The sequence below is a fragment of the Neptunomonas marina genome (assembly GCF_004005935.1).
Taxonomy (GTDB): Bacteria; Pseudomonadota; Gammaproteobacteria; order Pseudomonadales; family Balneatricaceae; genus Neptunomonas; species Neptunomonas marina.
This window is the reverse complement of record NZ_SACQ01000012.1, coordinates 1-22,049: the sequence shown is the minus strand read 5'-3', so window position 1 is coordinate 22,049 and position 22,049 is coordinate 1. Positions and strand designations below refer to the sequence as shown.

The following is a 22,049-nucleotide window of genomic DNA, read 5'->3' as shown; positions in this document are numbered from 1 at the left end:
CTATGCTCCGGGGTAGCGCCAGCTCGGTGCAGGCTTCACTAGAATCGGCACATAGCGGATACAGAACAGCAACATGCCGGCTAGCCATAGCAACGCAGCACCATACAACAGCGGCCAGTATAACGAAGCAGCCAACAGCGATACGAGAATCCGCAATACGGCTGCGCCGCTTAATAGCATAAATGCCACTGTCATCAACTTACCTGCCACCAGCGGACGCTGGGTATGACCCAGTGCTGCACGCGAGGCCACCCCCAAAATCATCGACGCCATAGCGCCGATACCTAAACCGTGAAAGCCCACGGATCCAAGTGAACTATCCAGCACACCGGCGCCAAGTAGCACAAGACCTAGCCCTAACCAGACAAACCCTAGGTGCAATATCCACAATAAAGGCTCATCCAGAGCTAGCCAACCTTTCCAGCGCACAAGGCGCATTATCTGCAATAGGCCTGCGACCATAAGTAAGTAGGCGGAAAATACAGCGGTGGGCAGTGCGATCCAACTGAGCGCAGCAGCTAACAAAGTCAGCGTTGCGGCAATATCCAAACGACCAAAAGCCGCTGGCGCCAAAGTTAGCGCCGGGTTTTGCTTCATAAGATAGTTACGTGTAAATGCCGGTGTAATGCGCCCACCAATCAGCGAGAGCATCATACAGATCTGCATCACAGCGCCTCTGATGGCGATATTTGGATCCCACTCAGGCAAAGCTACGGCGCAGTGAAACACGACTTTCAACGCGGCGAAAACAAGCAGTAGCACAATAACTTTATAATTGCGGCGATTACCTGACGCGATGATCTCTCGCCCCACCAGCGCCGCGAGACAAAGCCCGTAGCTGACATCAACCGTAGCGACCAACCATGCCGGCAATGTTCCAGAGAGCAACATGACGATGCGCCCGCTCATCCATAGCACCACCAAGAGTGCCAGCGCACCGCCGCTCACGGGAAAACGCCCCGTCCATTTCGACACCGCTGCCAACAAAAAGCCGCCCATGGCCGCGCCGACAAAACCAAACAGCATCTCGTGAGCGTGCCACAATATCGATGACATACCTAAAGGTAACGTAATGTGGCCCGCAAACAGAGGAATCCAAAGCGCAATGAGTAGCAGGCCAGCCAGCCCAACACACAGAAACAATGGCCGAAAACCATTGCTAAGTAACACCCCCCAAAAGGATTTGGGTTGGCTTTCGAAGAAAACAAACGACATAGCAACCTCCTAACGAAGGGTTATGATCGATACTGACGCCACAAAAAACCTTAACAAATCGCAAGATTCGTCAAAAATCACGATACATCCGCATATCACACACAACAAAAAAGCCCTCACAAGGAGGGCTTTTTCAGAGTGTGTTGCTTAGTTGTCGACTGATTCGTCTTCAATCAGGTCTTTCATGGAAAGTTTGATACGACCGCGTGGGTCAACTTCCAACACTTTAACCTTAACAACATCGTCCATATTGATGTAGTCAGTCACTTTCTCAACGCGCTTGTTAGCGATTTGCGAGATGTGAACCAAACCATCTTTACCCGGCAGGATGTTCACGAATGCACCAAACTCTTCGATGCGAACAACTTTACCTTCGTAGATTTTGCCAACTTCAGCTTCGGCAGTAATTGCGATAACGCGATCAGTCGCCTCTTTCGCTGCTGCTTTATCGGCAGCGTAGATGCGTACTGTACCGTCGTCGTCGATATCGATCATCGCGCCAGTTTCTTCAGTTAGGCTGCGAATTGTTGCGCCGCCTTTACCGATAACGTCACGAATCTTCTCTGGGTTGATCTTCAGCTGAGTCATCGCTGGTGCGTTGTCTGGCAGCTCAGGGCGTGCGTAACCGATTACCTTCGCCATCTCTTTCAAGATGTGAACACGCGCTTCGAACGCTTGCTCAAGTGCGATCTCCATGATCTCTTCAGTGATACCTGTGATCTTGATATCCATCTGCAGTGCAGTAATACCCTGCTCAGTACCAGCTACTTTAAAGTCCATGTCACCTAGGTGATCTTCATCGCCTAGGATATCGGTTAGTACGGCAAATTGGTCGGCTTCTTTCACCAAGCCCATTGCGATACCGGCAACCGGCGCTTTCAACGGTACACCAGCATCCATCATAGAAAGTGACGCGCCACATACAGATGCCATTGAGCTAGAACCGTTAGATTCTGTGATCTCAGAAACAATACGGATCGTGTATGGGAACTCTTCTTGTGTTGGCAGTACCGCTGCAACACCACGACGTGCCAAACGGCCATGACCAATCTCACGACGACCCGTCGCACCCATACGGCCCGCTTCACCTACCGAATATGGAGGGAAGTTGTAGTGCAGCATAAATGGATCTTTACGCTCGCCTTCTAGGGCATCGATGATCTGAGCATCACGTGCAGTACCCAGAGTACAGGTAGCGATAGACTGCGTTTCACCACGCGTAAACAGCGCAGAACCGTGCGTACCTTTCAGTAGATCAATCTCAACATTGATACCACGTACAGTTTTCGTGTCTCGACCGTCGATACGTGGCTCACCGTTAACGATGCGCTGACGAACTGTCGCTTTCTCAACAGAGCCCACCACAGCAGAAACTTCTTTCTCAGATGGTTGGCCTTCTTCATCACCCGCTAATGCCGCAACAGCTTTGCTACGTAGCTCAGACAATGCCGCTTGACGCTGCATTTTATCAGCCACTTGGTATGCTTCAGTGATACCTGCACCCACTAGCTCTTGTACCTGAGCGATCAGCGTTTCGTTTTTCGCTGGAGCTTCCCATTCCCAAGCCGTTTTGCCCGCTTCGGCTTTCAACTCGTTGATCGCGTTGATTGCTACTTGCATCTCAGCATGAGCGAACAATACCGCACCGAGCATCTCATCTTCTGTCAGCTCTTGTGCTTCAGATTCAACCATCAAGACCGCATCAGACGTACCAGCAACCACCATGTCCAGCTCAGACTCAGCTAGTTTTTCGTAGCTTGGGTTAAGTAGGTAACCCTCGTCTTCAGTAAAGCCGACACGTGCCGCACCGATTGGGCCAAGGAAAGGAATACCAGAGATCGCCAGTGCTGCAGATGTACCCAGCATAGCAGCGATATCGGGATCGTTTACCTTATCCGCAGACATCACCGTACAGATCACCTGCACTTCATTCATGAAGCCTTTCGGGAAAAGTGGACGGATTGGACGGTCGATCAAACGTGACGTCAGCGTCTCTTTCTCAGACGGACGAGCTTCGCGCTTGAAGAAACCACCAGGGATACGGCCAACCGCATAGTATTTCTCTTGGTAGTGAACAGACAGTGGGAAGAAGTCCTGACCCGGGTTAGCGTCTTTTGCACCAACCACCGTACACAGTACCTGGTTCTCTCCCATTGTGACTAATACGGCACCTGTTGCCTGACGCGCAACACGGCCTGTTTCTAATGTGACGGTTTGACCACCAAATTCAAATGTTTTTGTAATCGCTTGCACGATTATCTCCTTCTAAATTTTGAAAAATGATCCCGTCAAGTACGTCTGTTTCATACCATCATGCTAGCCAGTACTCATTTGTATTCAGCAGATAACGAAACACAAATGAGTACAGGCGGGTCGAAACGTTACGCCTTTACGGGGCCAAAAAAGCAGAGGCCACACAATGTATGGCCTCTGGAGAAACTCACTTAGCGACGCAGTCCCAAACGACCGATCAAAGCAAGGTAACGGTCAGCGTCTTTGCGCTTCAGGTAGTCCAACAACTTACGACGTTGGTTAACCATGCGGATCAAACCACGACGAGAGTGGTGATCGTGCTTGTGCGCTTTGAAGTGGCTCTGCAAACCTTCGATGTTAGCACTTAGCAGTGCAACTTGAACTTCTGTAGAACCAGTATCGCCTTCGCTACGTGCGAAATCAGCAACGATTTGAGCTTTTTGTTCAGCTGTAAGCATTGTATTTTCTCCAATGTAATATGCAGACGATTATTCATTAATCGCCGGATTAATAGACGCGCTGAACCGAGCATATTTTCAGTGCAGCGCCATGTTTGAGCACACTGCTCAAAATGACTTCGGTGCTGTCTGCGTAGACAACAACCGCTTTGATTTTAGTTTGCCTTCGTCGGTCACTTCACCGATACCAAGAAACTGGCCGGTGGTACCGTTTTCGATCCGTACCAACTCGCAAGGAGCGGCGGATACATCGGCTGCAATACCATTAAGAAGCCGCTCTGTTGCTAGCTGATCCAGCTGAACCACAGGCGCATCTTCAATAGCACTCCAAGGCGCTAATAATAGCGCATCTAAGCGCATTTGTATGCTTTCGACTGACTCATTGTCAGCTTTTGGCGCCGCCAAACTTTCGAGTTGATCAATCGTCAGCATCTGCTCCGCACGATACGGTCCGGAGTCTAGTCTGCGGAGCATTTTTACGTGAGCACCACAGCTTAACAGCAAACCTAAATCTTCAACGATAGAGCGGATATAAGTGCCTTTAGAACAGCGAATATCTAAGTCCACCTCATCGTCACGCAGATCAAGAATATCGATCTGAAAAACCGTCACACGACGCGGCTTCACCTCGACTGTTTTACCGGCTCTAGCAAGCTTATAAAGTGGCTGACCTTGATGCTTAAGTGCAGAGTACATCGATGGCACCTGCTCAATCTCGCCAGTGAAGTGCTGATCCAGCAGTTTGCGCAGCTCCGACAACTCAAGCTTGGGTACATCTGCGGTTGCAATCACTTCACCATCCGCATCACTGGTATCCGTACGAATGCCAAGCTTTGCCGTGGTGATATAGCGCTTATTCGCATCAAGAAGAAACTGGGAGAACTTAGTCGCTTCACCAAATGTGATCGGCAACATACCCGTAGCTAACGGGTCAAGCGCACCGGTATGGCCTGCTTTCGCTGCATCATAGATACGCTTCACTCGTTGCAGAATACCGTTTGAACTTACGCCTTGAGGTTTATCAAGCAAAAAAATGCCGTCCACAGGACGGCCTTTACGACGCCTTGCCACGGACGTTACTCCTCGTCAGTGCGTTCTTTTTCGCGCAGCTCGCGCGCAGCTTTCTCAATTAAACTGTGCAGTTGGCGGCCACGTTCAACACTTTCATCAAAGTGAAAACGCAGCTGCGGCATAACACGAAGTTTAATTTGGCGCGCTAACTCACGACGCAGAAAGCCCGATGCTTGACGCAATACATGCAAAGAAGCGGCGATGGACTCCGCCTCGTCTTGGTCGCCAAGCGGCATCACTGTCACATAGACATCCGCATAACCAAGGTCTTTGGTCACTTTGACATGGCTGATTGTCACCATCCCCATACGAGGATCTTTGACTTCAAATTGAATCAACTGAGCAAGGTCGCGTTGGACCTGCTCAGCAATTCGTTGGGTACGACTAAATTCGCGTGCCATACTCGCTCTTACAGTGTTCGTTGAACTTCGATCGTTGAGTAAACCTCAATCTGATCGCCAACTTTAACGTCGTTGTAGTTTTTCACACCGATACCACACTCCATACCTTGACGGACTTCGTTAACGGCATCTTTGAAACGGCGCAGTGATTCAAGCTCACCTTCATAGATAACGACGTTATCACGTAGTACACGGATACGCTTGTTACGGAATACCGTACCCTCGGTCACCATACAACCAGCTACCAGACCCAGCTTTGGTGAGCGGAATACATCGCGAACTTCAGCAACACCCACGATCTCTTCACGGAACTCTGGAGACAACAGACCAGACATCGCCTGCTTCACGTCATCGATGATGTCATAGATCACGCTATAGTAACGCAGCTGCAGGCCTTCACGGTCGATAATCGACTTCGCCTGAGCATCCGCACGCACGTTGAAACCTACCAATAGCGCAGATGACGCCAGCGCCAAGTTCGCCTCAGTTTCGGAGATACCACCAACACCGCTGGATACAATAACCACCTTCACTTCGTCGGTGGATAGGTCCTCAAGGGCATGCGTCAGGGCTTCTAGCGAGCCACGTACGTCCGCTTTCAAAACGATGTTCAAGTTCTTAACATCACCCGCTTGCATGTTGGCAAACAGGTTTTCAAGCTTAGATGCTTGCTGGCGAGCCAACTTAACTTCGCGATATTTGCCTTGGCGGAACAGTGCAACTTCACGCGCTTTCTTCTCATTAGAAACCACCGTGAACTCTTCACCCGCTTCTGGAGTACCATCTAGGCCTTGAATCTCAACCGGAATCGCTGGACCTGCAGAGTTAACAGGCTTACCGTTCTCGTCGATCATCGCACGGACACGGCCATAGTGCAGGCCTGCCAGAACAATGTCGCCTTTCTTCATGGTGCCGTTTTGTACCAACAACGTCGCTACAGAACCACGACCTTTATCAAGACGAGACTCAACAACAACACCTTGACCTGGAGCAGATGGCACAGCCGTTAGCTCAAGAACTTCGGCTTGCAACAATACGGCTTCTAGCAGTTCGTCGATACCTTGGCCCGTTTTCGCTGATACGTGCACAAACTGTACATCACCACCCCAGTCTTCTGGGATAACGTCGCGCTGCGCTAGCTCGTTCTTCACACGATCAGGGTCAGCTTCCTCTTTATCAACCTTGTTAACTGCGATAACCAAAGGCACACCAGCGGCTTTCGCATGCTGGATCGCTTCTTCAGTCTGCGGCATAACACCGTCGTCTGCTGCAACAACTAGGATAACGATATCGGTCAGCTTCGCACCACGCGCACGCATCGCTGTGAAGGCTGCGTGGCCCGGTGTATCAAGGAAGGTCACCATGCCATTATCTGTTTCTACATGGTAAGCACCAATGTGCTGCGTGATGCCGCCAGACTCGCCTGATGCTACCCGCGTTGAACGGATGTAGTCGAGCAGGGAAGTTTTACCATGGTCAACGTGTCCCATGACTGTAACGATCGGAGCACGGCCTTTGGATTCGCCTTGAACTGCTTGGATGCTATCCATCAGCTCCTCTTCAATCGCATTCTCCTGCAACGGCTTCGCAACATGGCCCATCTCTTCTACAACGAGCGTTGCTGTATCTTGGTCAATCACCTGGTTAATGGTTGCCATCGCACCCATTTTGAACATGACCTTGATCACTTCTGCCGCTTTCACTGACATCTTCTTCGCCAGTTCTGCAACCGTGATACTTTCAGGGATGGATACCTCATGCACCTTCGGTGCTTGCGGCTCATTGAAACCATGCGCATTGGCTACTTTTGGCGTTTTACGCGCCTGTTTCGCATTGCTGTTACGAGAGAGCTTTCCGCCACGGCGATCACCGTCAGAGCGGCCATTACCACGCCCTTGGTTACGGCCCGGCTTTTTATCTTCGTTACGGTACGTTTTCTTCGAAGCGTCATTGCCCCGAGTTTGCTTTTCAGCCTTCGCTTTTTCTTCCACTTGTGCCTTAGCCTTGGCTTCAGCTTCCGCTTTAGCCTTGTTTTCTTCAGCCTTGCGGGCAGCTTCCTCGGCTGCGCGACGTGCTGCTTCTTCATTCTGACGAGCAGCTTCCTCTGCTTGACGCGCTGCTTCCTCTTTTTCACGCTGCTCAGCTTCTAAGCGAGCTTGCTCTTCAGCCGCTTGGCGCGCTTGCTCTTCCGCTTCTTTGCGCGCTTGCTCTTCTGCAGCTTGCGCCACCGCACCTTCATCAGCCTCTATCTCAGAACGTTTAACGTATGTGCGCGTTTTACGTACTTCAACATTGACTGTTTTCTTTTTACCCGAGGCACCCGCTACTTTGAGCTGAGATGTTGTCTTGCGCTTTAAAGTGATCTTTTTAGGTGAAGCAACACTTTCTTCCGCTTCACCATGCGAGCGTTTCAGATGCGCTAACAGTGTTTGACGCTCACTATCCGTCACACTGGAACTTTCGTTCTTTCCTTCTATGCCGGCTTCCTGCATCTGCGTCATCAAACGCTCAACGGGAACACCAACCACATCGGCAAGTTGTTTTACTGTGACTTCTGCCATATTGGTAAACCTCCTCCGTTGACCTTAGTCTTCATCCGCGAACCAGGGAGCACGCGCTGTCATAATCAGCTCAGCCGCTCGCTCTTCGGTGATACCTTCGATCTCCAACAGTTCCTCTACAGATTGCTCTGCGAGATCTTCCATGGTGATAACGCCTTTAGCGGCCAACTGGAACGCAAGGTTACGTTCCATACCATCCATCTCTAGCAAGTCTTGCGCAGGTTCTGCATTCTCTAGCTCTTCTTCACTAGCCAATGCAAGATTCAATAACGCATCCTTCGCTCGCGTTCTTAGCTCTTGTACGATGTCTTCATCGAAGCCATCGATTTCAAGCATCTCTTCAGCGGGTACGTAAGCCACCTCTTCCAGGGTCGTGAAGCCTTCAGCAACCAGTGCTTCCGCTACATCGTCATCCACATCAAGGTGTTTTACGAATACCTCCATAACAGAGCCCATCTCAAATTGCTGCTTCTCAGCGGCATCTTGCTCTGTCATTACATTAAGTTCCCAACCCGTCAAATCGGACGCTAAACGCACGTTCTGACCACCACGGCCGATTGCCATTGCCAAAGCATCTTGGTCAACCGCCACATCCATAGAATGGGTCTCTTCATCCATGATGATGGAAGCGACTTCAGCAGGCGACATCGCGTTGATGACCAACTGCGCTGGGTTGTCGTCCCAAAGAATAATATCGACGCGCTCACCACCAAGCTCACCGGAAACAGCCTGAACACGCGCACCACGCATGCCAACACAAGCGCCTACCGGGTCGATGCGGCCGTCGTTAGTTTTAACAGCAATCTTTGCTCGGGAGCCGGGGTCACGGGCAGCCGCACGGATCTCGATAACTTCCTCAGAGATCTCCGGTACTTCCAAACGGAATAGCTCGATCAACATCTCCGGCGAAGTACGGCTCAATACCAGCTGAGGGCCACGGCCTTCGCTACGTACTTCTGCCAACACTGCGCGCACACGATCGCCCATGCGGAATACTTCGCGAGGGAGCAAGTTATCACGAGGTAGCAAAGCTTCTGCGTTATTACCAAGATCGACGATCACATTGTCACGCGTTACTTTCTTAACGCTTGCAGAGATCAGCTCACCAAGCTTGTCTTTGTATTGGTCAACAACTTTAGCTCGCTCAGCCTCACGCACTTTTTGTACGATAACTTGCTTTGCTGTCTGCGCAGCAATACGGCCGAACGCAACAGATTCCACTTGCTCTTCGTGGATATCACCTGGCTGCAGTTTAGTGTCGATCTCTTCAGCTTCTTCCATTGTTAGCTCAGTACCTAGTGCAGGTACTTCATCATTGCTAACAACTTTCCAACGACGGAATGTGTCGTAATCACCCGTAGCGCGGTCGATTACCACATTAATATCAACTTCTTCTTCGTATCTTTTCTTTGTCGCTGTCGCCAAAGCCAGCTCGATCGCTTCGAAGATAACATCGCGTGGGACGTCTTTCTCATTCGATACTGCTTCTGCAACCAGTAGAATCTCTTTATTCATGCTACTGCCTCGCCCAATAGTCTTGTGTGCTATTAAAACTGTGGAATCACTTGTGCTCGATCAAGCAGATCGATCGGCAACAAAAATTCTTCATCATCCACAACCAGCAAAATATCTTCACCCTCAACACCATTTAAGATGCCTTTGAAGTTACGACGCCCTTCAAACGGCACGCGCAGGCGCATGTGGATCTTGTGTCCTCGATAGGCAGCAAACTGCTCCAAGGTAAAAAGAGGCCGATCCATACCCGGAGAGGAAACCTCTAACGTATACTCTCCGTTTATCGGGTCCTCAACGTCGAGAACGCCGCTAACTTGGTGGCTAACTGCTGCACAGTCATCAACCGTTACGCCATCTTCTTTATCGATATAGATCCGCAAGGTCGTATGCTTGCCTTGTGAGAGATAATCAACACCCCACAAGTCACAACCTAAAGCCTCGACCGACGGCTGAATCAGTTCTTGAATTAATTTAAGCTTCGCAGACAACGAAACGACCTCTTTTCTTTATCTCAGAAACAAAAAATGGGCCTCTTGGACCCATTTCTGCGACTACAAATTACACCAAACCTACGAAAAAGCCCCTTAAAAGGGGCTTTCTTAAGTGGTAGCGGGGGCTGGATTTGAACCAACGACCTTCGGGTTATGAGCCCGACGAGCTACCAAGCTGCTCCACCCCGCATCAGAAACAGGTGCGCATTATATATACCTACACACCTTTTTGCAAATATGGTGCCCAAGGCCGGACTTGAACCGGCACGACCGATAGGTCACTACCCCCTCAAGATAGCGTGTCTACCAATTCCACCACTTGGGCATAAACTTTTACTCTGCTACTGGAACATCTGCATCAGCTGGCGCTGCGCTTTCTTCCAGAGTAGGAAGGTTGTTTTGCTCTACTTCTTCAACAACTTCTACTGCTGGAATACCAGCATCTTGAACAGAAACTGCTTTCTCTTTTGCGTAGATAGCTAAAACAAAACTTGTTACGAAAAGGCCAGCTGCCATAATGCCCGTCAAACGACCTAAAAAGCTGCCTGAACCTTGGCTACCAAAGACCGTTTGAGAAGCACCACCGCCAAACGCTGCACCAGCTTCAGCACCTTTACCTTGCTGCAACAGCACAAGTACAATAATCGCTGCTGCGACAATAACATGTGCTGCTAAAACTAGTGTTTCCATGACTTTCTCGCTTAATGACTATCTGCAGCAATTCTGCAGATGGTTATAAATTCTTTACTATTCAATGATGCGCCACCGATTAGGCCACCATCAATATCGGCACAACCAAGCAACTCTGCTGCATTCTCCGACTTAACGCTGCCGCCATACAAAATTGAGATAGCGTCACCCGCACCATCGAAGGCACTATTAAGCACTGATCGAATATGTGCGTGAACTTCTTGAGCTTGATCAGCAGAGGCCGTTTTGCCAGTACCTATAGCCCACACCGGCTCATATGCCACGACAACCTGCTTCACTTCATCGCCGCTCAGTTCTTTCAAACCAGCCACGACTTGCTGCTCTACGACATCCTTAAAGTTGCCAGACTCACGTTCATCTAACGTCTCGCCGACACACAGAACAGGCGTTAAACCAGCAGAAACGGCCAGCTTGACCTTCTTAGCCACTACCTGGTCTGTTTCACCAAGAAGCGTACGGCGCTCCGAATGCCCGACTAAAACATACTGACATCCAGCATCTGCAATTAACTCAGGAGATACTTCACCCGTGTATGCACCGCTTTGTTCCGTGTAGCAATTCTGCGCTCCAACAGCAAACTTATCGCTACCGAGCATAGTATGAATTGCCAAAAACGGAGGAAAAACTACCGTAGTGATGCGCTCAGAAAATTCTGCGTTATCAAGCGCTTCTCGCATTTCTTGCGCGAAGGTTTGAGAACCATTCATTTTCCAATTTCCAGCAATAACTAGGTTACGCACGTCATCCCCCCGTCAAAGAGGCGCAAATATTAACTGACTTACTCTTCGCTGACAAGCGCTTCTAATGATTTTTCAACAACTTGAGCCAGTTCTTCGCACAGAGTCTGAATGACCTCAGGATTCTCACCTTCCAGCATAACGCGAACCAACGGCTCTGTGCCGGAAGGGCGCAGTAGCACGCGGCCGCTCGAGCCAAGCTCAGCCTCCACGTTTTTTACTGCATCTTGTATCGCAGCCACACTTTTAACGTCGACCTTTTTAGCCATTCTGACATTGATCATGACTTGTGGCATTTTCTGCATACCCGACTTCAGCTCGGCCAGACTTTTACCTGTTTCACGCATCGCACGCAGCGCTTGTAACGCCGAGATTGTGCCATCGCCCGTCGAGGTTAAATGGCGACAAACCACGTGCCCGGAGCTCTCGCCACCTAACACCCAGTCATGCTCTGCCAGTTTCTCCATTACGTAACGGTCACCCACATTCGCGCGCACAAAGGGGACACCAATCTTCTTAAGCGATTGCTCTAAGCCAAAGTTACTCATCAGCGTTCCAACCACACCACCAGACAGAACACCACGAGCTTTCATATGCTGTGTGACAATAAACAGAATTTCATCGCCATCGACAACTTCGCCATTCTCGTCCACCATGATGACCCGGTCGCCATCACCATCCAATGCAATACCGAGATCGGCGGCTTCAGCGACAACCGACTTCTGTAAACGCTGCGGCGATGTCGCGCCACAGGACTCATTGATATTGAGCCCATCAGGAGAGGACGCGATCTCAATAACGTTTGCACCCAGCTCACGTAATACCTGAGGAGAGACGTGATAAGTTGCGCCATTTGCGCAGTCGAGGACAATCTTAAAGCCTTGCAAATTAAAACCCAACGGCACAGTGGCTTTACAGAACTCGATGTAACGCCCTGCCGCATCGGCGATTCTGCTCGCTTTACCGAGCATGCCCGAATCAACGGTAGTCATGACCAAATCCATCTGCGCTTCGATAGCATGCTCTATCTCATCGGGAAGTTTAGTGCCTTCAGCCGAGAAGAATTTAATGCCATTGTCGCCAAACGGATTATGAGATGCGGAGATCACAATCCCGGCGTTCGCCTGAAAAGTTCGCGTAAGATAAGCTATTGCTGGCGTTGGCATCGGACCGGTTAACAACACATCCACACCAGCTGCCGACAAGCCCGCCTCTAATGCAGACTCAAACATGTAGCCGGAGATACGCGTATCTTTACCGATTAAAATCTTTGAGTAACCTTCACGAGCGAAGACTTTACCTGCGGCCCAGCCCAGTTTAAGCATAAAGTCTGGAGTAATCGGAAACTTACCGACCTGACCACGAATACCATCAGTACCAAAATAGCGTTTTCCCACGTTCTATCCTCTCTTTTCAAGCAGTACAGCTTCCGTCATTCTTACTACGTCTATTGTCTCTTCTACATCATGAACACGAACAATACGTGCGCCTTTCATGATAGAAATTGCGACTGTCGCTAAACTGCCGTGCAGGCGCTCATCGACAGGCCGATCTAAGACACTTCCAATCATACTCTTGCGCGATGTGCCTATGAGTAGTGGGAGACCATAAACATCTAATGTTTCGAGGCGATTTAACAACGCCAAATTGTGCTCTAGGGCTTTACCAAAACCAAAACCGGGATCGATAACAATAGCGTCCTGTTTGATACCTGCATCTAGGCAGCACTTTACCCGCTGAATTAAATACTGCTGCACCTCATCAACAACCGACACATATTCAGGGCGGTCTTGCATCGTTGAGGGGTCGCCTTGCATATGCATAAGGCATACAGGCAGCCCCGTTGTTGCTGCAGCGGCGATCGCACCCTCGCGAGACAACCCCCGTACATCGTTAATAAATCCAGCCCCCGACTCGGCGCCTGCACAGATGACTGCAGCGTTGCTGGTATCCATCGATACAACAACATCAAACTCGTGCTTAAGCGCTTCAATGGCAGGGATAACTCTGTCTAACTCCTCCTGCTCACTGATCGGCGCAGCTCCCGGACGGGTCGACTCGCCCCCCACATCCAGTATAGACGCACCTGCACTCACCATGGCCTCAGCCTTACGCAACAATTGATCAAGCGCAACGCCATTACCACTTTGATAAAGCCGACCTCCATCAGAAAATGAATCAGGGGTGACGTTCAAAATACCCATCACTTGCACTCGAGATAGGTCCAAGACCTTATCGTTACAAACCAACTGTTTACTCATCCGACATCCACTCCGAAAACAAAAAAGGCTGGGAAACCCAGCCTTTTAATTAACTACTTTACGTTAGACCATTTTGCCTTCATCGTCATCGCCTTCAGGCTTTCTTTGCCTTGGCGCTTCAGGCATATCTGGGTCCTTCCGTTGTTGATCATCAGACGCCTCTGAGGAAGCTTCTTCGCTATCTTCTAAACTATCAAGCGATGCAGACTCTTCTACAGGTTTATCCTCTGCTTTCTCATCAACCCAGCCATCAGGATCAGATACCGCCTCTCGAGCCATAAGTTGGTCTATTTGCTCGCTGCTGATCGTCTCATACTTCATCAGCGCTTGCGTCATCGACTCAAGGATATCGCGGTTATCTTCAAGTAACTGATAAGCCTTTTTGTAGCACTCATCAATGATGCTTCTCACCTCGGCATCAATCTTACGTTGAGTCTCTTCTGCAAGAGGCTTAGCGGCTTGACCATAGCCACGGCTAAATGGATCACTGTCTTCGTCATCATAAAGCAGTGGGCCCATCGCATCAGACAAACCCCATTTTGTAACCATATTACGTGCCATCGACGTAGCGCGCTGGATATCGTTAGAGGCACCAGTTGTGACGCCCTCTTTGCCTAACGTCATCTCCTCTGCGATGCGTCCACCGTACAAAGAACAGATATTCGAGATAATCGTTTGTCGGCTATGGCTGTAACGATCCTCTTCCGGCAAGAACATAGTCACACCTAAAGCGCGCCCGCGAGGAATGATAGATACCTTATACACCGGATCATGATCCGGCATTAGACGACCCACAATCGCATGGCCCGATTCATGGTACGCCGTGTTGAGACGTTCCTTGTAAGACATCACCATGGACTTACGTTCGGCGCCCATCATGATTTTATCTTTAGCGCGCTCAAATTGATCCATACCAACCGTACGCTTGCTAGCTCGTGCTGCGAACAAGGCCGCCTCATTCACTAAGTTAGCAAGGTCAGCACCAGAGAAACCTGGTGTACCCCGTGCAATCAGCTCAGGTTTAACATCATCTCCGATTGGCACTTTACGCATGTGCACTTTAAGAATCTGCTCACGACCTCGGATGTCTGGCAGGCCAACATGAACCTGACGGTCAAAACGGCCAGGACGCAATAGCGCAGGGTCAAGCACATCAGGGCGGTTAGTGGCCGCGATAACGATAATGCCTTCCGTACCTTCGAAGCCATCCATCTCAACCAGCAACTGGTTTAGTGTTTGCTCGCGCTCGTCATTACCACCGCCCATACCAACACCACGGTGTCGACCGACCGCATCAATCTCGTCGATAAAGATGATACACGGTGCATGCTTCTTAGCTTGATCAAACATGTCTCGCACACGGGATGCACCCACACCCACGAACATCTCTACGAAATCAGAGCCCGAAATACTGAAGAACGGTACTTTAGCTTCACCGGCGATCGCTTTGGCCAGCAACGTTTTACCTGTACCCGGGTTACCTGCCATCAAAACACCGCGTGGAATATTACCACCGAGACGTTGGAACTTACTCGGATCACGCAGGTAATCAACGAGCTCCTTCACCTCTTCTTTAGCCTCTTCAACACCGGCCACATCATCGAATGTTGTCTTGATCTGATCTTCGCTCATCATGCGGGCTTTGGATTTACCAAACGACATCGGGCCGCCTTTTCCACCGCCGCCTTGCATTTGGCGCATGAAGAACATAAAGATCGCGATAATAACTAGAATCGGGAATGAAGCGACCAACAACTGCGTCCAGATACTCTGTTGTTCTGGCTGCTTACCCTCGATGACAACGTTGTTAGCTAACAACTCGTCCACAAGCTTTGGATCTTGAAGCGCGGGCCTAATCGTTTGGAAGCGCTCTCCGTTAGCACGTTGGCCACGGATCGTGAAGCCATCAATCACGACTTTAGATACTTGCCCTTTTTGCACCTCAGTAACAAAGTCGGAGTACGTCACTCGACCTGGGTCACTTTCTGCACTGAAGTTGTTAAATACTGTCAGCAGCACTGCAGCAATAACTAACCAAAGTACCAGATTCTTTGCCATATCGTTCAAAAGACAATCCTCTAATTAAACATCAATCTGCGAACGCTAAACTACACGAGTTGCGCCCGGTTGGCTATTCACGCCTCTTTTTAACTAACCCAGCAATATCGGCTTCTCACGACCAAATTCGAGAGGAGTCAGGCTTGCAGGTAACAACCTTTGTAAAACTTGTACGCACATCGGCTAAATACTGATCAAAACCCGCACTTCGGAACACTTCGGCAACAAGATCATCATTAGGTTTCAAAACTTGCTGCACCATATCAAGTGCTCACAGAATCAAAGAGATAGCAGTAAGCTGATCAATAGAGTTCGTACTATTTATACTGGGGGCCGTATCTGAAATTACAAGGCCTACAAACTCACATCCACTGTCTTACTGTGCCTGCTCTGTTGCCGATTGTTCTGTGCAGCACCTTGAAACTCTACCGTAGCGCTCGCCGATTAGCTCGGCTTTGACTTACAGATCCAAAACACAAGTATGCCGCATGTGTGCAGACTGTCTTGCTCATGACGCTCCACAAGGCGAGTTCTCGACCTAGCAGCTCTTGTGCTTTTCAGCGCCATACAGACGATCCATAAAAACGCGCTCAGGCTGCACTCATTGATTTCAGCCTTGACACAAAAATATCTCTTTGGTTTAACGCCGCACAGCTCTCAGGTAGAATAGGAATATGAATACCCTGTGGCCTCACGCCACCTAACCATGAGATAACAATTTTAGTATGAGCCTGACGCCTGAGCAAAAGAAACAGTTCCGCACCATCGGTCACAGCCTTAACCCACTGGTTACTGTGGCAGGAAAGGGGCTGACGGAAAACATCCAGCTTGAAGTGGATCGCGCCCTGGAAGATCACGAGTTGATCAAGGTAAAGTTCGTTGTAGGTGACCGCACCATTAAAAAACAACTCATTCGCGAACTATGCGAGATTGTGGAAGCGACTATTGTGCAAGAGATCGGTAATATCGCTCTGATCTACCGCCCATCTTTAGAGCCTAACCCTAAGCTCTCTAACTTGCTGCGTTAAAAAAGCCGCCCATAAGGGCGGCTTTTTTATTGGCATTAGATGTGCAGAACCTCTGCAATCTCATACTCAACATCTCCACCTGGGGTGCGGATGGCCGCGATATCGCCCTCTGACTTACCAATCAGGCCGCGAGCTATCGGTGAGTTCACCGATAGCTTGCCATTTTTAATGTCCGCCTCATCATCACCTACGATCTGGTAACGAACTTCCTCATCCGTATCGAGATTGATAATCACAATTGTTGTGCCAAAGATAACCTTGCCGGTTTGTGGCAACGCAGTGACATCAATCACCTGAGCATGAGAGAGTTTACCCTCAAGCTCCTGGATGCGCCCCTCGATAAAGCCCTGCTCTTCTCGGGCAGCGTGATACTCAGCGTTTTCTTTTAAATCGCCATGCTCACGCGCTTCCGCGATAGCAGCAATGACACGCGGACGAGCTTCCGTTTTGAGCTGATCTAACTCAGCTCGTAACGCTTTTTCGCCCGCAACGGTCATAGGGACACGACTCATCTCTCACTCCTCAGTGCAAATCTTGTAGACGACGAACAGTCTTCTCTTCGCCATATTGAAGCGCCATTGTAATCGCTTCTGCACCTGCAAGGGTAGTCGTATAAGCAACCTTGTTCTGAAGAGAGCTACGACGGATCTCTGCCGAGTCGGCAATTGCTTTGCGGCCTTCGGTTGTGTTGACCACATAAGCAATCTCGTTGTTTTTGATCATATCAACGATGTTAGGACGACCTTCCATCACTTTGTTGACCACTTCAACATCGAAACCTTTCTCTTGCAAGAAAGCAGCGGTACCGCCGGTCGCACATAGCGTAAAGCCAAGATCTAGCAACGCATTTGCAACGCGAACAGAACCGTCTTTATCCACATCGCGGACCGAGATAAACGCACGCCCTGGCGTTGGCATCTTCTCACCAGCACCAATCGTTGCCTTCATAAACGCTTCACCAAAGGTTGTGCCAGAGCCCATTACTTCGCCCGTAGACTTCATCTCTGGAGAGAGAATCGGGTCCACTGATGGGAATTTATTGAATGGGAATACCGCTTCCTTCACATTGAATAGCGTCGGTACGATCTCTTCCGTAAAGCCAAGCTCTTTCAGCGTTTTGCCTGTCATCACCTGAGCGCCGATCTTAGCAAGCGAAACACCGATACACTTAGAGACAAATGGCACAGTACGCGATGCACGCGGATTGACTTCGATCACGTAGATCTCACCATCCTGGTAAGCCAACTGCGTGTTCATCAAGCCCACAACCCCAAGCTCCAGTGCCATCTTCTTAACCTGCTCACGCATCAAGTCCTGCACGTCAGCCGGCAAGTTGTAAGGTGGGAAAGAGCAAGCAGAGTCGCCAGAGTGAACGCCAGCCTGTTCAATATGCTGCATGATCGCACCAATAACGACGGTCTCACCATCAGAAACAGCATCGATATCGACTTCAATCGCCGCATTCAGGAAGTGGTCGAGTAGCACTGGGGCTTCATTAGATACTTGCACAGCTTCATTCATGTAACGGCGCAGCTCGTCTTCTTTGTAGACGATCTCCATAGCGCGACCACCAAGAACGTAGGAAGGGCGTACAACGAGCGGGTAACCGATACGCTCTGCTTCTATGATCGCCTCTTCGAGTGAACGCACTGTAGAGTTTTCTGGCTGTTTCAAGCCAAGACGCTTCAACATCTGCTGGAACTGCTCACGGTCTTCAGCGCGGTCGATCGCCTCAGGTGACGTACCAATGATCGGCACACCCGCTTGCTCTAGAGCAACAGCCAGTTTCAATGGTGTTTGACCACCATACTGAACGATAACCCCTTTCGGCTGCTCTACGTTTACAATTTCCAACACATCTTCAAGCGTAATAGGCTCAAAGAACAGACGATCAGATGTATCGTAATCGGTTGAAACCGTCTCAGGGTTACAGTTAACCATGATCGTTTCAAAACCATCATCACGCGCAGCAAGGGCTGCGTGCACACAGCAGTAATCGAACTCAATGCCCTGACCGATACGGTTTGGACCGCCGCCAATGACCATAATCTTATCGCGGCTAGATGGGTTTGCTTCACACTCCTCTTCATAAGTGGAGTACATGTAAGCAGTATCAGAGGCAAACTCCGCAGCACACGTATCAACGCGCTTGTAAACAGGACGGACATCTAACGCTTGGCGGTGCTTTCTAAACTGCTTCTCAGAAACACCTAATAGAGTCGCCAAACGTGCATCAGAGAAGCCCTTACGCTTGAGGCGATAAACCGCATCTTTATCTAAGCCTGACATCGCCATTTCAGCAACGCGCTGCTCTTCTTTGATCAGGTCTTCAACCTGCACAAGGAACCATGGATCAATGCCACTGATACGGTATAACTCGTCGACGCTCATACCCATACGGAAAGCATCGCCAAGGTACCAAATACGTTCAGCGCCCGGTTCTTTCATTTCACGAATGATCGTTGAACGCGCGTCTTCGCTATCTAGATCAAGCACTGGATCGAAGCCGGTCGCTCCAACCTCAAGACCACGCAGCGCTTTTTGCAATGACTCCTGCTGCGTACGGCCGATCGCCATCACCTCACCCACCGACTTCATCTGAGTCGTCAGGCGATCGTTCGCCTGAGGGAATTTCTCAAAAGTGAAGCGTGGAATTTTAGTCACTACGTAGTCGATAGAAGGTTCAAATGACGCAGGCGTCGCTCCACCCGTAATATCGTTTTGTAGCTCATCGAGCGTATAACCTACGGCCAACTTTGCAGCAACTTTGGCAATAGGGAAACCCGTTGCTTTAGAAGCCAATGCGGATGAACGAGATACACGTGGGTTCATTTCGATGACAACCATACGGCCATCTTTCGGGTTAACACCAAACTGTACGTTTGAACCACCTGTCTCTACGCCGATCTCACGTAGTACAGCCAAAGAAGCATCACGCATCAGTTGATACTCTTTGTCAGTTAGCGTTTGTGCAGGCGCTACCGTGATTGAGTCACCTGTATGAACGCCCATTGCATCGAAGTTTTCGATCGAGCAGACGATAATGCAGTTGTCGTTTTTATCACGAACAACTTCCATCTCATACTCTTTCCAACCGATCAGCGATTCATCAATCAGCAGCTCGTTTGTCGGTGAAAGATCCAAACCACGTTCGCAAATTTCGACAAACTCATCGATGTTGTAAGCGATACCACCGCCTGAGCCACCCATCGTGAAAGATGGGCGAATAATACAAGGAAAACCAAGCTGCGCTTGCACTTGTAGCGCTTCTTCCATGCTATGTGCGATAGAAGCACGTGGACACTCGAGTCCAATATTCTTCATCGCCTTGTCGAAGCGATCACGATCTTCTGCCTTATCAATCGTGTCTGCGTTTGCGCCAATCATCTCAACGCCAAACTGCTCCAGCACCCCTTCTCGCTCAAGATCAAGCGCACAGTTCAAAGCTGTTTGACCACCCATTGTTGGCAATAATGCATCTGGGCGCTCTTTTTCGATGATTTTCGCTACTGTTTTCCAGTTAATAGGCTCGATGTATGTCGCATCGGCCATCGCTGGATCAGTCATGATTGTTGCTGGGTTCGAGTTCACCAAAATAACTCGGTAACCCTCTTCACGTAGCGCTTTACAGGCTTGCGCACCCGAATAGTCAAACTCACATGCTTGTCCGATAATGATCGGACCTGCACCCAGAATCAGTATACTTTTTAAATCCGTACGTTTTGGCATTCTAACAACCGGTCAAATCTGTTTACTTTACTGATCAATCGATCAAGCGTTTTTGTGTGCAGCCATCTCTTTGATAAAGCGATCAAACAGCGGAGCGACATCACGAGGGCCTGGGCTTGCTTCCGGGTGTCCTTGGAAACTAAAGGCAGAGCGGTCTGTACGCTCGATGCCCTGTAGTGAGCCATCAAACAATGACTTGTGAGTTGCACGCAGGGTCTCTGGTAACGAAGATTCATCCACCGCAAAACCGTGGTTTTGGCTAGTGATCATCACTTGCTTGTGATCCAAGTCTTGCACCGGGTGGTTGGCACCGTGATGACCAAACTTCATCTTGATAGTTTGTGCACCAGAAGCTAATGCGAGTAACTGATGGCCAAGGCAAATACCAAAAACGGGTAGCGTAGTTTCACAGATGGCTTTAATAGCCTCAATCGCGTAATCACACGGCTCCGGATCACCAGGACCGTTTGATAAAAATACACCATCAGGCTTCATGGCCAAAACGTCAGCAGCAGGAGTTTGCGCAGGAACCACTGTTACACGGCATCCGCGCTCAACCAACATACGCAAAATATTGCGCTTTACACCGAAGTCATAAGCTACCACATGATAAGGTTGCTCTTGCGGCGCGATATCGCGATGACCTTCACCGAGAGCCCATGTGCTTGAGTTCCACTCATATGCAGCGTTGACCGATACCTCTTTCGCTAAATCCATACCCTTCAAACCAGGGAAAGCTTTGGCAGCAGCGAGCGCGTCTTCCTCAGAGATCTCACCGGCCATAATACAACCATTCAGTGAGCCCTTTTCACGCAATAGACGAGTTAAGCGGCGAGTATCAATATCTGCGATACCAACAATATTGTTATCTTTTAGATACTGATCTAGCGCTTTTTGGTTACGAAAGTTGCTCGCAACAAGCGGCAAATCTCGGATAACCAACCCAGAAACCCAAGTACCTGAAGACTCTTCATCTTCGTCGTTGGTTCCTACGTTACCAATATGTGGGTACGTTAATGTAACGATTTGTCGGCAATAGGAAGGATCTGTAAGAATTTCTTGATAGCCGGTCATGGAGGTATTAAACACCACCTCTCCACTTGATTGACCGTCCGCGCCAATAGCAATACCCTTGAATACACTACCATCTTCAAGAGCCAGAATGGCTGGTCTTGTCAATTTAACCTCCCCGCATGCGCTGTATATATGGAATCTGTACGAGATTTGTAAAAAGAGAAATCACCTCACTTTTTACACTAGCTGACGCTTACCTGCATTTGCTGCGGGCAAACGGGCGGTATTCTAGTATAGGAACTGAACGATGTCTATCGACTTCGTTTATCTTTGCTAACCTGCCGATTAAAAGGGGAGTGCTTGAGGGGAGAGTGAATATTAAAAAGGAAACGTTTAATCTTATTTTTCTTTGCACACAGTAAAAAGCCCTGACCGTTACCGATCAGGGCTTCCTAATTAAAAGCTTGGCGATGTCCTACTCTCACATGGGGAAACCCCACACTACCATCGGCGCTAAATCGTTTCACTTCTGAGTTCGGGATGGGA

Annotated in this window: 18 protein-coding genes, 2 tRNA genes and 1 rRNA gene; 1 reads left to right on the top strand and 20 read right to left on the bottom strand. The window is 49.5% G+C overall.

What is annotated here, in order from left to right:
• The 16 genes from EOE65_RS17195 to EOE65_RS17120 all read right to left on the bottom strand — a co-directional run bounded on the left by EOE65_RS17195 (position 1) and on the right by EOE65_RS17120 (position 15,994).
• Positions 1-1,215 (bottom strand): NnrS family protein, encoded by a 1,215-nt coding sequence (locus tag EOE65_RS17195; RefSeq protein WP_127696023.1) that lies wholly within the window; start codon positions 1,213-1,215, stop codon positions 1-3.
• A 147-nt stretch (positions 1,216-1,362) separates the two neighbouring features.
• Positions 1,363-3,468, bottom strand: coding sequence for a polyribonucleotide nucleotidyltransferase (gene pnp, locus EOE65_RS17190; protein ID WP_127696021.1), 2,106 nt, complete (start codon positions 3,466-3,468; stop codon positions 1,363-1,365).
• Positions 3,469-3,659: 191 nt separating this feature from the next.
• The gene (rpsO, locus tag EOE65_RS17185; RefSeq protein ID WP_127696019.1) at positions 3,660-3,926 is read right to left on the bottom strand and encodes a 30S ribosomal protein S15; all 267 of its coding nucleotides are present in this window, start codon (positions 3,924-3,926) and stop codon (positions 3,660-3,662) included.
• Positions 3,927-4,034: 108 nt separating this feature from the next.
• Entirely contained in the window at positions 4,035-4,997 is a 963-nt protein-coding gene (gene truB / locus EOE65_RS17180; protein WP_127696017.1) for a tRNA pseudouridine(55) synthase TruB, read from the bottom strand.
• A 5-nt stretch (positions 4,998-5,002) separates the two neighbouring features.
• On the bottom strand, positions 5,003-5,398 hold the full coding sequence (gene rbfA, locus EOE65_RS17175) for a 30S ribosome-binding factor RbfA (protein WP_127696015.1): 396 nt from the start codon (positions 5,396-5,398) through the stop codon (positions 5,003-5,005).
• An 8-nt stretch (positions 5,399-5,406) separates the two neighbouring features.
• Entirely contained in the window at positions 5,407-7,959 is a 2,553-nt protein-coding gene (gene infB, locus EOE65_RS17170) for a translation initiation factor IF-2 (RefSeq protein ID WP_127696013.1), read from the bottom strand.
• A 24-nt stretch (positions 7,960-7,983) separates the two neighbouring features.
• Positions 7,984-9,474 (bottom strand): transcription termination factor NusA, encoded by a 1,491-nt coding sequence (gene nusA, locus EOE65_RS17165; RefSeq protein ID WP_127696011.1) that lies wholly within the window; start codon positions 9,472-9,474, stop codon positions 7,984-7,986.
• A gap of 32 nt (positions 9,475-9,506) precedes the next feature.
• A complete protein-coding gene (gene rimP, locus EOE65_RS17160) occupies positions 9,507-9,962 on the bottom strand; it encodes a ribosome maturation factor RimP (protein WP_127696009.1) in 456 nt (151 codons plus the stop codon).
• 116 nt (positions 9,963-10,078) lie between these two features.
• A tRNA-Met gene (locus tag EOE65_RS17155) sits at positions 10,079-10,155 on the bottom strand.
• A 48-nt stretch (positions 10,156-10,203) separates the two neighbouring features.
• Positions 10,204-10,290, bottom strand: a tRNA-Leu gene (locus EOE65_RS17150).
• An 8-nt stretch (positions 10,291-10,298) separates the two neighbouring features.
• Positions 10,299-10,655 (bottom strand): preprotein translocase subunit SecG, encoded by a 357-nt coding sequence (gene secG / locus EOE65_RS17145; protein WP_127696007.1) that lies wholly within the window; start codon positions 10,653-10,655, stop codon positions 10,299-10,301.
• Between the two features lie 11 nt (positions 10,656-10,666).
• Positions 10,667-11,416, bottom strand: a complete 750-nt coding sequence (gene tpiA, locus EOE65_RS17140) for a triose-phosphate isomerase (protein WP_127696005.1) — start codon at positions 11,414-11,416, stop codon at positions 10,667-10,669.
• Between the two features lie 38 nt (positions 11,417-11,454).
• The gene (gene glmM / locus EOE65_RS17135; protein WP_127696003.1) at positions 11,455-12,810 is read right to left on the bottom strand and encodes a phosphoglucosamine mutase; all 1,356 of its coding nucleotides are present in this window, start codon (positions 12,808-12,810) and stop codon (positions 11,455-11,457) included.
• 3 nt (positions 12,811-12,813) lie between these two features.
• A complete protein-coding gene (gene folP, locus EOE65_RS17130; RefSeq protein WP_164847153.1) occupies positions 12,814-13,674 on the bottom strand; it encodes a dihydropteroate synthase in 861 nt (286 codons plus the stop codon).
• Positions 13,675-13,737: 63 nt separating this feature from the next.
• A complete protein-coding gene (gene ftsH, locus EOE65_RS17125) occupies positions 13,738-15,732 on the bottom strand; it encodes an ATP-dependent zinc metalloprotease FtsH (RefSeq protein ID WP_127696080.1) in 1,995 nt (664 codons plus the stop codon).
• A gap of 115 nt (positions 15,733-15,847) precedes the next feature.
• Positions 15,848-15,994 (bottom strand): SAM-dependent methyltransferase, encoded by a 147-nt coding sequence (locus EOE65_RS17120; protein WP_240657031.1) that lies wholly within the window; start codon positions 15,992-15,994, stop codon positions 15,848-15,850.
• Positions 15,995-16,457: 463 nt separating this feature from the next.
• Between EOE65_RS17120 and EOE65_RS17115 the strand changes: the two genes are divergently transcribed.
• Positions 16,458-16,760 (top strand): YhbY family RNA-binding protein, encoded by a 303-nt coding sequence (locus EOE65_RS17115; protein WP_127696001.1) that lies wholly within the window; start codon positions 16,458-16,460, stop codon positions 16,758-16,760.
• A gap of 35 nt (positions 16,761-16,795) precedes the next feature.
• Here the strand turns inward: EOE65_RS17115 and greA are convergent, their stop codons facing one another.
• The 4 genes from greA to rrf all read right to left on the bottom strand — a co-directional run.
• Entirely contained in the window at positions 16,796-17,272 is a 477-nt protein-coding gene (gene greA, locus EOE65_RS17110) for a transcription elongation factor GreA (protein ID WP_127695999.1), read from the bottom strand.
• Between the two features lie 10 nt (positions 17,273-17,282).
• Complete coding sequence (gene carB / locus EOE65_RS17105; protein WP_127695997.1) at positions 17,283-20,489, bottom strand: carbamoyl-phosphate synthase large subunit; 3,207 nt, start codon at positions 20,487-20,489, stop codon at positions 17,283-17,285.
• Positions 20,490-20,531: 42 nt separating this feature from the next.
• Complete coding sequence (carA, locus tag EOE65_RS17100; RefSeq protein WP_127695995.1) at positions 20,532-21,668, bottom strand: glutamine-hydrolyzing carbamoyl-phosphate synthase small subunit; 1,137 nt, start codon at positions 21,666-21,668, stop codon at positions 20,532-20,534.
• A 297-nt stretch (positions 21,669-21,965) separates the two neighbouring features.
• Positions 21,966-22,049, bottom strand: a 5S ribosomal RNA gene (gene rrf / locus EOE65_RS17095); the annotation flags it as partial.